The sequence below is a fragment of the Nesterenkonia sp. PF2B19 genome, assembly GCF_001758425.2.
GTDB classification, from domain to species: Bacteria; Actinomycetota; Actinomycetes; order Actinomycetales; family Micrococcaceae; genus Nesterenkonia; species Nesterenkonia aethiopica.
The window spans coordinates 34,812-44,927 of the sequence record NZ_MDSS02000029.1 but is presented as its reverse complement, the minus strand read 5'-3'; the positions used below and the strand labels follow the sequence as shown (position 1 = coordinate 44,927).

At 72.0% G+C, this 10,116-nt stretch carries 11 protein-coding genes and 2 pseudogenes; 7 read left to right on the top strand and 6 right to left on the bottom strand.

Translation table 11 applies throughout. The features are described from left to right. Positions 1-761: HAD family hydrolase (locus BCY76_RS10110; RefSeq protein WP_139827728.1), on the bottom strand; the 761-nt coding region annotated here is incomplete at its 3' end. A gap of 143 nt (positions 762-904) precedes the next feature. Next, complete coding sequence (locus tag BCY76_RS10105; protein WP_070158372.1) at positions 905-1,150, bottom strand: hypothetical protein; 246 nt, start codon at positions 1,148-1,150, stop codon at positions 905-907. Between the two features lie 217 nt (positions 1,151-1,367). Here BCY76_RS10105 and BCY76_RS10100 point away from each other — a divergent pair, with 217 nt between their 5' ends. Further along, positions 1,368-2,486: a LacI family DNA-binding transcriptional regulator gene (locus BCY76_RS10100; protein ID WP_170922652.1), complete on the top strand. Its 1,119-nt coding sequence runs from the start codon at positions 1,368-1,370 to the stop codon at positions 2,484-2,486. Positions 2,487-2,508: 22 nt separating this feature from the next. Here BCY76_RS10100 and BCY76_RS10095 read toward each other — a convergent pair whose 3' ends face one another. The 3 genes and pseudogenes from BCY76_RS10095 to BCY76_RS20720 all read right to left on the bottom strand — a co-directional run. Then, positions 2,509-3,165 (bottom strand): LuxR C-terminal-related transcriptional regulator, encoded by a 657-nt coding sequence (locus BCY76_RS10095; RefSeq protein WP_070159398.1) that lies wholly within the window; start codon positions 3,163-3,165, stop codon positions 2,509-2,511. Continuing rightward, the gene (locus tag BCY76_RS10090) at positions 3,158-4,291 is read right to left on the bottom strand and encodes a sensor histidine kinase (RefSeq protein ID WP_237090086.1); all 1,134 of its coding nucleotides are present in this window, start codon (positions 4,289-4,291) and stop codon (positions 3,158-3,160) included. The genes BCY76_RS10095 and BCY76_RS10090 overlap by 8 nt, the downstream gene beginning before the upstream one ends. Before the next feature lie 41 nt (positions 4,292-4,332). Then, a pseudogene (locus tag BCY76_RS20720) lies at positions 4,333-4,461 on the bottom strand (hypothetical protein); the annotation flags it as partial. Positions 4,462-4,596: 135 nt separating this feature from the next. Here BCY76_RS20720 and BCY76_RS10080 point away from each other — a divergent pair. The 6 genes and pseudogenes from BCY76_RS10080 (at position 4,597) to BCY76_RS10050 (ending at position 9,161) form a co-directional block, all read left to right on the top strand. Continuing rightward, positions 4,597-5,160 carry a PspC domain-containing protein gene (locus BCY76_RS10080; RefSeq protein WP_085437602.1) on the top strand — a complete coding sequence of 188 codons (564 nt, stop codon included), beginning with the start codon at positions 4,597-4,599 and terminating at the stop codon, positions 5,158-5,160. A gap of 360 nt (positions 5,161-5,520) precedes the next feature. Further along, complete coding sequence (locus BCY76_RS18110; RefSeq protein ID WP_170922651.1) at positions 5,521-6,333, top strand: hypothetical protein; 813 nt, start codon at positions 5,521-5,523, stop codon at positions 6,331-6,333. Continuing rightward, positions 6,330-6,869, top strand: a complete 540-nt coding sequence (locus tag BCY76_RS10070; RefSeq protein ID WP_085437601.1) for a hypothetical protein — start codon at positions 6,330-6,332, stop codon at positions 6,867-6,869. The genes BCY76_RS18110 and BCY76_RS10070 overlap by 4 nt, the downstream gene beginning before the upstream one ends. Before the next feature lie 154 nt (positions 6,870-7,023). Beyond that, positions 7,024-7,754, top strand: a pseudogene (locus BCY76_RS10065) (DUF899 family protein). Beyond that, positions 7,751-8,254 carry an SRPBCC domain-containing protein gene (locus BCY76_RS10060; RefSeq protein ID WP_083277330.1) on the top strand — a complete coding sequence of 168 codons (504 nt, stop codon included), beginning with the start codon at positions 7,751-7,753 and terminating at the stop codon, positions 8,252-8,254. The pseudogene BCY76_RS10065 and the gene BCY76_RS10060 overlap by 4 nt, the downstream one beginning before the upstream one ends. A gap of 346 nt (positions 8,255-8,600) precedes the next feature. After that, entirely contained in the window at positions 8,601-9,161 is a 561-nt protein-coding gene (locus BCY76_RS10050; protein WP_070158996.1) for a hypothetical protein, read from the top strand. Positions 9,162-9,174: 13 nt separating this feature from the next. On the opposite strand, the gene BCY76_RS10045 is transcribed toward BCY76_RS10050, so the two are convergent. Continuing rightward, positions 9,175-9,948 (bottom strand): hypothetical protein, encoded by a 774-nt coding sequence (locus BCY76_RS10045; protein ID WP_070158997.1) that lies wholly within the window; start codon positions 9,946-9,948, stop codon positions 9,175-9,177. Positions 9,949-10,116 lie beyond the last annotated feature (168 nt).

The following is a 10,116-nucleotide window of genomic DNA, read 5'->3' as shown; positions in this document are numbered from 1 at the left end:
CGCGGCGTCACCTCGTCCAGCGTCCTCCCCGCCGCCCGCGCGCCTTTGTGGGCCTTGTACCGGCCATGCGCCGTGCGCACCAGGTGCAGGGCCTCATCCACGGTGATCTCCACGCCGGCCCGGCCCAGGGTCCTCAGGACCGCCTCCGCGACCCCTGCCAGGGGCCGGTCGGCCGGGACTGTGGCCGAGACGACGCCGCCGTGGTCCAGGAGGAGAACCCGCACGGGCGTGGCACGATCGGGGCGCACGGCGCCGGCCCTGGATCGAAGCACGTCGGCGGCAGGGCCGCCGTCGTGAGCAGCGCCCCCGTCGTGGGCTTCGTCGGCAAGTGCCCGCCGCATGAGGTCGATCAGACCGCGGGGCGTGTCCAGGACGGCGTCGGGGACCTCCCGCACCGGGAACGGCGGCTCATCCGTATGCTGGGAGCGGATCAGGACCACCGCCCCCGCGCCGGCCCGACGCCCGGCGACCAGATCTCGATCCAGGGTGTCACCCACGTACCAGCTGCGCCCCACCGAGATTCCCAGTGCCCGCGCCGCCCGATGCAGCATGTCCGGGTGCGGCTTGCGGATCCCCGCCTCGTCCGAGTAGATCTGCACGGCGAAGCGCTGCTCGATCCCGAGCTCCGCCAGCAGCCGGCGGTGGCTCCGCCCGGAATGGGCGTTGGAGACGATCCCCACAGGCACCCCTGCCTCATCCGCGAGGTCCAGGAGCTCGACGACGCCGTCCCGCAGACGGTGCTCCGTGAGCGTCAGGGCCATCGTCTCCAGCAGCTGGGCCCCGTGGCCCACCAGGATCGCGCGTGCCGGATCCGGCAGATCCGCGAACCAGAAGTCCTCGAGGAGCTCCCGGACCGTCAGCTCCCGGGGCCGACGACGACGGCTGGAGGCGTGCTTCCAGTGCTTCAGGCGGCCCGCCCGGCATGCAGGCTCTGCTCGAGACGCCCCTCCTGGAGGTCTGTCCCGGCCGCTCGGAGCAGGTCCCGCAGGTGCGCGACGAGCTCCGCGACGCCGCTGGGCCGCCGATGCGTGGTGATGATGACCCCGCCGAAGTCCAGCAGCAGGGCCTGCGGCGCCTGCGGTGGGCGGTCAACGGGTTCGGCCGCGCCGTACGCGGTCGCAGGGTCGGCGAGCGCCGAGAGGGCAGACATGCGGGTCCTCCGAGGTCGTGGGCAGGTCCCTGCGACCGTACGAAGCGGGGGTGACCGGGCGGGTCCCGGTTCATGAACGATTCTGGAACGCTCCATGCTGCGGCGCTGGAACGTGCCAGATCCCCCGGGGAGCCGCGTGGCGACGGCCTACAGTGAGCGACAGGTCCCTTGGGAGGACCAGGCCGACCACCGAGACCTCCGAGGAGGGCACCACCCGATGAACACGTCCCGCCGCACCGCCGTGGACCGCCGTCCTTCCGGGCGGGCCCCGACCATCCACGACGTGGCCCGCGCCGCCGGGGTCTCCAAGTCCTCGGTGTCCCTGGCCGTGCGGGGTCAGGCCGGACTGTCGGAGGCGACCCGCAGCCGCATCCTCGATGCCGCTCAGCAGCTGGGCTACCGGTCCAATGTGTGGGCACGGTCGCTGGTGCAGGGGCGGACCGGGTTGATCGGAGTGCTGCTGGGAGATCTGGGCAGCAGCTACCACCGCGACGTCACCAACGGCATCGAGGACGCGGCCGCCGAGCAGGACATCCGCCTGGTCATCGGCCATGGGCGCCGCGACCCGGAACGCCTGCGCCGTGAGCTCGACTCGCTGCTGGCACTCGGTGTCGAAGCGGTGATCGTGGTCAGCTCCTGGCTTCCCCCGCAGCATCTGGAGGCCGTGGCCCAGCGGGTGCCGATCGTCGTCGTCGGCCGACTCCCTCAGGAGGTCCCCGGGGTGGACACCGTGGCGAACCAGGATGCGGCCGGCGCACGCCTGGCGGTGGAACACCTGCTGAGCCTGGGGCACCGCCGGATCCTGCACCTGACCGGGTCCTCTCGTACGGCCGCGATGCACCGCCGACGCGCCTACTCCGAGGTGATGCGGGCCCGCGTGCCGGAGGTCGGCCCGCAGGTGGAAGGTCCCGAGCACCTGGACCGGGCACAGGCCCACCTGATCTCCCAGGTCCTCCGCGGGGAAGGACCCACGGCCGTCTTCACCCAGAACGACCGGATCGCGGCGGAGCTGATGGGGCGCTGCCTGGACGCCGGGATCCGTCTGCCCGACCAGCTGAGCGTAGTGGGCTACGACAGCTCCAGCCTGTGCTCGGTGCTGCGCCCCCGACTGACCAGCATCGACCAGCCCCGGCTCACGATGGGGTCGTTGGCTCTGCGGATGGCCGTCGAACGGATCGCGGGGAAGCTGGGCGCGCGGGCGCCGGATCCGGCGCCCCGGTGGACCAGGCCCCGCGCAGCGCCGCCCTGGCGCCTCGCTGATGATGCGGGAGTCCACCTGCGCGCCTCCGGAGGCGGCGGACCGGTGAGTCCGTCCCACCGGTGGGGACGGGCCTGATTCCGGGACGAGGGGCGGCCGCTCACACGATCCGGCGCTGCTCCGCCCAGCGGGTCAACTCATGCCGGGACGAGAGCTGCAGCTTCCGTAAGACCTTCGAGACGTGGGACTCCACGGTCTTGACGGAGATGAACAGGTCCGAGGCGATCTCCCGGTAGGTGTAGCCCCGCGCGATGAGCCGCATGACCTCCACCTCCCGGGCGGAGAGCAGATCCAGCTCCTCGTCCCGGACGTCCTGGGCCACCGAGGAGGTGCCGAAGGCGTCCAGCACAAACCCGGCCAGCCGTGGGGAGAAGACCGCGTCTCCCCCGGCGACGGCCGCGACGGCGTCGACCAGGTCATCCGAGCTGATGGTCTTGGTGATGTACCCGCGGGCGCCGGCGCGGATGACCGAAACCACGTCCTCGGCCTGGTCCGAGACGCTGATCGCCAGGAACCGCACGTCCTCCAGCAGGTCACGGCAGCCCGCCACCACCTCCGCTCCCCCGCCGCCGGTCCCACCCGGCAGGTGTACGTCCAGGAGCACCACCTCGGGCAGGTGCTCGCGCACCGCCAGCACCGCGGAGTCGACGTCGTGGGCCTCCCCGACGACGGCGACCCGACCGTCCAGCTCGGCGCGCAGCCCGGCGCGGAAGATGGCGTGGTCGTCCACGATCACCACCCGATGCAGCTCAGTCATGGCCGTTCTCCTCCTCGACGGCGGCGTCGACCGGCATGAACAGCTGCACCTCGGTGCCTCGGCCGTTCGAACGGATGCGCGCCTCGCCGCCGGCCCGACGCATCCTGCCGATGATGGACTCCCGGACTCCGAGGCGGTCCTCCTCGATCCCCTCGAGGTCGAACCCTGGGCCCCGGTCACGGACGAAGACCGCGTCCTGGGCGGCGTCGGACTCCACATACACCGACGCCGGCCCGGCGTGCTTCAGCGCGTTGACGATCGCCTCCCGGACGGCGGCCACCAGCACACGGTGGTCCTGACGCCGGGACTCGCCGACGGCGACGACCTCCACCGTGCCGTCATGCATCTCCTCCAGTTCGGCTGCGGCCGCGGTGAGCTGGTCCTTCAGCGTGCCGGACTCGTGCTCCTGCTGGCGGTACAGCCAGCCTCGCAGCTGCCGCTCCTGGCTGCGGGCGAGCCGCTCCACGGCCGCAGGGTCGTGACGCTGCTTCTGGATCATCGCCAGCGTCTGCAGCACCGAGTCGTGCAGGTGGGCGGCGATGTCCGCCCGCTCGGCCTCCGCGGCCGCGCGGGCCCGCTCAGTGGTTGCGGTGCGGTACAGACGGATCAGCCACGGGGCGATCACCAGGGCGATCCCGGCCAGCAGCATCATGGCCACGATGAGTCCCAGCAGCAGGTCCCCGCCCGGTACGAAGCCGCCGGCGATGACCAGCAGCGAGACCACCACGAGCCCTGCCCCACCGGCGATCTGCCACAGCGTGCTGTGGTCGGCGCCGCCACGGCCGGTCTTGTCGACCTGGGACCAGGCCAGGAGGATCCCGACCAGGATCACCGCGGGCGGCCCGAAGAGCCGCCAGTTCATCTCGACCCCGGCCAGGGACAGCGCCAGCAGGGCGGCCGCACCGAGCAGCAGGCCGCCCAGCAGCACCTCCGGCGAGCTGGTCAACGAGTCCAGGACCCGGCGGATGCGTTCCCCCGGGTCGGCGGCTCCCTGGGTCCCGTCACGCGCCGCGCCGTCGGACGCGGGCTCCGCACCGGGCGGCCCTTCGCCGTCCACGGCCGGGCCGGAGAGGCCGCGCACCCCGGCGGTGGCCTCCGGCGCGTCCTCGACGGCACGAAGATCCACAGCCAGCAGTACAGGAGGATCCCTACGCCTCCCGCGATGGCCAGGCCGATCATCACCGCGCGGACCACCGGCAGGGAGACTCCGAGGTGCCGGGAGACGCCCAGGCACACGCCGGCCACGGGGGTGCCGGTGCCCCGGCGCAGCGGGGGCCGTTCGGTGTCCGTGACCATGGTTCCATCCTGCCACGGCGGGAGACCCTGAGACCCGTCGTCGCCCGGAATTCCGGGCTTCTGAGGGAAGGATCAGGGTCGGATCAGGGTGGACCCCCATAGCGGAGACCCCCGGGGGCGGAGGAAGCTGGAGGCATGGATGACTCGACCACTCCCCACGATGAGGGCGCCCGGCCACGGCCGGAGGCGCCGGACCCCCGGCCTGAGGCCGGCCACCAGTTCTTCGACTGGATCCGCTCCACCGGCCTGACCCGTCCGGACACCGGGTGGGCCGGCGGCGTCATGGCGCTGCTGGCGCAGAAGCTCCGCTGGGACGCCACCCTGGTGCGTGGCCTCGGCGTCGTGGCCCTCGTGCTGTTCTTCTCCCCGGTGATCCTGCTCTACGGCCTGGCGTGGATCCTGATCCCGGACTCCAAGGGCCGGATCCCGACGCAGCAGGCGCTGCGCGGAGACTTCACCGGCGGACTCGTCGGCGGCGCCGCCCTAGCGATCATCGGCGCGCTCAACGTCTTCACCCCGCTGAGCCTGGCCGGGCCGTTCGCGATCCTGCTGAACCTGGTGATCATCGGTGTGGTCGCCTGGGTGGTCTACACCCTGATGCGTCGGCACACCGCGGAGGACGGCGGCCCGCACTGCGCCCCGGCGGGCTCCTCGTCCGGGCCGGGCGGATACGGAGGACGACGCCGCATTCCGCCGTGAGGCGCAGCGGGAGGCGGACCGGGAGGCCCGCCGGGAGACTCGCCGGGCCTCCCGTCACGCCCGTCATGAGGCGCGCCGCGCCGCGCGGGAGGCCTCCGCGCAGGTGAAGGAGGACGACGCCCAGGGAAAAGCGCAGGCCGGGAGCTCATCATCCGTCCGTGATGACGGGCGCCCGGCCTGGTACCCGAAGGAGACGGCCTCCGACGCCGACAGCGGCTCCGGAGGCGGCTCCGGAAGCGTCCGGGCAGCACCTCCGGCGCCGCCGGGACGTCCGCCCCCCGCAGTCCGCACCAGGACGCGCCTGCCGGCGCCGCCGTGGCCTGGGACCCCCGAGTCCTGGAAGAGGCCCGGCGTCGGCGCATGATCGCCTTCGGTCTGTTGCTGGCCGCAGCCTCCGGCGTGCTGGCCGCGATGTGGGTCCTGGGCGTCTCCGGCACCTCCGCGGTGCTGGCCGGACTGGTGGGCCTGGTCTCCGTGCTGGCTCTGCTGCACCTGCTGGGGGCACTGCGCGGCAGGCGCGGGCACGGCTTCCTGCTGACGGTGGCCACCGTGGCGATGCTGCTGACCTTCTTCGTCCACCAGAATCCCGGCAGCGCACCCTCTGTGAGCGGCTCGAACGTGGCGTTCGGCAGCTACACCAGCGACGCCGAGTCGCTGAACTCAGCTTTCGCGAACACCACCATGGACCTGCGCCACCTCGCCGGACGTGGCGAGCCTGGCGTCACCGAGGTGGTCCACGCCGAGCTGAACTCCGCCTTCGCCCGCACCACCGTGGTCATCCCCGACGACTCCACGCTGATCGTCCAGTCCCGTCAGGCGCTGGGTCGGCTCGACATCCATACCCAGGACGAGCAGCGCAGCTCCCGCGGAGCCGAGGTCACCGAGCACCGGATCGGTGACGAGGATGCGGATCTGCAGATCCTGCTGACGGCCAACACCGCCTTCAACAGCGTGGAGATCTACGACGCGACCACCTATGCGGAGCAGGTCGAAGGTGACATCGGCGGGCAGCACGACGACAGCGACGCCGCCGGAGCCGGTGCAGGTGCCGGAGCTGGTGCAGGTGCCGGTGCCGGAGACCTGACCGATGCGGCGGCGTTCGAGACCTATCCCGTCCCGGGCGGCATGACGCAGGCCGAGACCGCCGCAGACCTGGAAGGAGCCGACCGATGACCCACGACCACGACGAGCCCCGCACCACTTCCCCCGACCGCCGCGCGTCCCCAGAGCCCCCTGACTCCCCGCAGTCCGCCGGATCACCGGCCGACTCACCGACGGGCGCCGCATCCGCTACCGCGTCCCCGACCCGACCGACCATCCCCCTGCCGCCGGAGCCCGAGGACGTCGACGCCCTGCTGGCCGACTCCCTGAGGGCCCAGAGCGAGCAGGAGTTCACCTGGAAGGAGCCCGAGCGTCGCCCCCGCTGGTACGAGCGGGCCGAGATGCAGCAGACGGCCTCCGCCGAGTCTCCCTCCGCCCCGGCCGCTGCGACCGCACCCGGGAAGTCCCCCGGACGCCGGCGCGGCGGACCCCGGATCGGGCAGGCGGTCTTCGCCCTGATCTGCCTGATGCTGGCACTGTGGGTGTTGGCCGCCGTGGTGCTCAACGTCATGATCGACCCGCTGATGGTGGCCCTGGGCATCTGCGCGGTGGCCGGACTGGCCCTGGTCGTCGGAGGCCTGCGCCCCCGCCCCGGCGCCAGGCTCTGAACCGGGCCATGGTTCGGAGCGCTCGCGGAGACGTCCCGGCCTGCGATCCTTGACAGCCCGCGAAGCGTCCGGCCTACCCTCAGAGCCCGCCGATGCCATGGAGTGACATGGGGTCAGCGGGGTGAGCGTCGCCGTCGAACGCAGGGAGCGCATCATGGACAGGGCCATGCCGCCGGTGGTGGACCAGCAGATCTGGGAGCAGGAGCTGGAGCGACTGCGCACCCGGGAGAAGGCGGTCACCCGCGAGCTGGACGCCGTCGCCGCGCAGCGTCGTCGCCTCCCGATGGTGAAGATGCCCGACTACACGCTCGCCGGTGAGCATGGCCCCGTGCGGCTCGCGGAGATCTTCGACGGGGCCTCCCAGCTGATCACCTACCACCACATGTGGACTCCGGGCGCCGAGTGGCAGTGCGGCGGCTGCACCGGCTACACCTCCCAGTTCACCCGCCTCGACTTTCTCCGGCACTACGACGCCCGGTTCGTGATCGTCACCCAGGGTGAGATCCATGATGCCCTGGCGTATCGGGAGAAGGTCGGCAACCGGATGACCTGGTACTCCACCGCCGACAGCAGCTTCGGCGCGACGTCGGCGCCCCGCCGGGCGGAGGCTTCGCCCTCAACGTCTTCCTCCGCGACGGCGACGACGTCTACCGCACCTGGCACTCCTCCGGACGCGGGACCGAGCAGCTCAGCCACACCTTCGCGCTGGTGGACGTGCTGCCCTACGGACGGCAGGAACGGTGGCAGGACTCTCCGGAGGGATGGCCCCAGGACCCCACCTACAGCGGATGGTTGGGCTCCGAGGAGGTCGCCCGGCTCTATGGGAGCGGCCGCGAGGACGACGGGCCGCAGGAGGATGAGCGGCAGGAGGATGAGCGGCCATGAGACGGCGGCGGGCCCACGGAGCCTCGGAGGAGGCCCTGCACAGGGACCGGCTGATCGAGGCCCCGGCCGCCAGGATCTTCGCCGTGCTCACCGACCCCGACCAGCACCAGTACACCGAGCCCTCCGACTGGGTCAGGGAGGCGATCTCCTCCGAACCGCTGACCCGTGTGGGACAGATCTTCGGGATGGCCATGCACCACGTCAATGCCGGCGGCGACTACGTCATGCACAACAGAGTGGTCCTCTTCGAGCAGGACCGGGCCATCGCCTGGGAGCCCGGCCAGTACGGCGCCGCAGGACAGCTCGACGTCGGCGGCTGGATCTGGCGCTACGACCTCGCACCCCACGGCGCGGGCACCGAGGTCCGGCTGACCTATGACTGGTCGGCCACCCCGGCGCATGTCCGCGCGGAGATCGGAGGCATGCCGCCCTTCGGCGCGGACTTCCTGGAGACCTCGCTGGCCACGCTGGACGTGCACGTCACCTCACGCACCCGGTGATCGCATGCGTCGCTCCTCGCCGTCCTGGCTTGGGGGGGTCTCACCGCGGGCGCCCTCGTGCTGTCGGCCTGCGGACCCTCCCCGCGGGGCACGTCTTCCGGCAGGACGGCTATCGAGACTTCACCGCAGACAGCCCCACCGGGGCGCCGGACGCGATCTGGCTCGAAGATGCCACTGGGGAGACCCTGCTGATGGCCGTCGGTGCGCCCGGCGGTCCCTCGAACACCCGACGAACCAGATCGACGACCGCCCGCGCGTCCTGGGAGGGCTCGCCGAAGAAGACCCACTGACGGGAGGAGCCCCCAGATGCCACGCCCCGGCGCTCTCGGGCCTCCTGGGGGACTCGGTGAGCGCGGACGAGCACTTCTCCGCCACGCGGCTGGACCACACCGCCCGCGGTCACATCCGCATCATCGGGGCTCCAGAGCCAGCCTCCGCCGGTGCTCGGAAGGGCACGGCCGACGGCGAGGACACCGGATTCGAAATCGCCCGTGAGGCGGACGCCAGGGGGTTGCATCGGCGCCCGGTGGGCAGCCGATGGGGTCGGCTCCGCCGTGAGGTGCTGCTGCCGGTGACCACCAGCCGCTTCGCGGAACTGTTCGTCCTGGTCTACGTGCCGTTCGCGCTGCCGCTGCTCGGCTCGTGGATCCCGGGACGCAGCGCCGAGGGCACCGCGCTCCATGGCCAGGTCGACGGCTTCCGCGAGGCACTGGCGGAGATCACAGCCCAGGAGCTGGCTGGTGCCGCTGAGCTCAGCACTCTGGCGGCCTCCTCCGAACCCGGGGGGGGCAGGATGCTCCACCAGCGAGGCCTCGGGCACTCCTTCGGGGCTTCGGTGGGCACCGTGGTCAGGACCTCTGGCGGCTTCGCCGGTGGAGGCGGCGGAGTGAGGTGGGGCGGTCGGTGACCGCCCCACCCGGTCAGGCGTCCGCGCCGTCGTCCTCCGCGCCGGTGTCCTCCCCATCAGACTCTTCAGAGTCATCAGAGAACTCGTAGCCGCTGCGGGAGACCTGCATCCAGTTGTCCCCGGCGATGCAGGTGATGGCGTCCTCGCCGACCGTGCAGGCCAGCCCCTCGACCTCGAGGACCTCGCCGTAGTTCAGCGTCGGCACCTCAGAAGACTCGAACTGGGGGTAGACGGGCCCCTCGTAGCCGTAGAGCCCCACGTCGGACTCCAGCAGGGACGGGTGGCGCTCACGGCCCTGGTCGTCCGGCTCGGGCTGAACGTCCTCGTCGAAACTCATGTAGCAGACCGCGGCCGGAGTCGCGGCCTGACCTGAACGCCCCAGGCTGCACGTGTGCCGGCCACTGGGAGTCTCGAACTGCCAGGCCCGGGCGCCGATGGCCTGGCTCTGCTCGTCCAGCGGCACCTCGAAGGCGTCCGGGTCCACCCGGTCCCCGCTGAGCTCCCCATCGAGGTGCTCATCCGCGGCCTGGTCCTCCTCGGGCTCCTCCTCCGCACCGTCGTCGGCAGCGTCTTCGGCACCGTCGTCGGCGCCGTCCTCGGAGGTGTCGGCGCCGTCGTCGTCGCCGGAGCCGCCGTCTGGGGCGTCCTGGCCGTCGGTCTCCTCCTGTGCGGCGCCGTTCTCCTCGGTCTCGCCCTCGGAGTCATCGGCCACCGCGCAGGAAGCCAGCGCCAGTGCTCCGATGCCCAGCACGCCCACCAGAGCCTGCTTCGTCCTGATCAACGCCATCGCGCCCCCTTGTCCGTTCGATCGGTCCTCGTCAGCCACATGCTACTGCCCTCTGCCGCCCCAGGGGGAGAGGGTGCCGGTGCCGCGTCAGCGCGTCGGCGCCCGCAGACAGACGGATCCCCGGGTGTCAGGCGTGCTGCCTGACTCCCGGGGATCCGTCGTATGAGC

Excerpts from the sequence above, each read along its gene's own strand:
- BCY76_RS10105 (WP_070158372.1), bottom strand. The coding sequence starts at position 1,150 with ATGTCTGCCCTCTCGGCGCTCGCCGACCCTGCGACCGCGTACGGCGCG.
- BCY76_RS10100 (WP_170922652.1), top strand. The coding sequence starts at position 1,368 with ATGAACACGTCCCGCCGCACCGCCGTGGACCGCCGTCCTTCCGGGCGG.
- BCY76_RS10095 (WP_070159398.1), bottom strand. The coding sequence starts at position 3,165 with ATGACTGAGCTGCATCGGGTGGTGATCGTGGACGACCACGCCATCTTC.
- BCY76_RS10080 (WP_085437602.1), top strand. The coding sequence starts at position 4,597 with ATGGATGACTCGACCACTCCCCACGATGAGGGCGCCCGGCCACGGCCG.
- BCY76_RS18110 (WP_170922651.1), top strand. The coding sequence starts at position 5,521 with ATGATCGCCTTCGGTCTGTTGCTGGCCGCAGCCTCCGGCGTGCTGGCC.
- BCY76_RS10070 (WP_085437601.1), top strand. The coding sequence starts at position 6,330 with ATGACCCACGACCACGACGAGCCCCGCACCACTTCCCCCGACCGCCGC.
- BCY76_RS10060 (WP_083277330.1), top strand. The coding sequence starts at position 7,751 with ATGAGACGGCGGCGGGCCCACGGAGCCTCGGAGGAGGCCCTGCACAGG.
- BCY76_RS10045 (WP_070158997.1), bottom strand. The coding sequence starts at position 9,948 with ATGGCGTTGATCAGGACGAAGCAGGCTCTGGTGGGCGTGCTGGGCATC.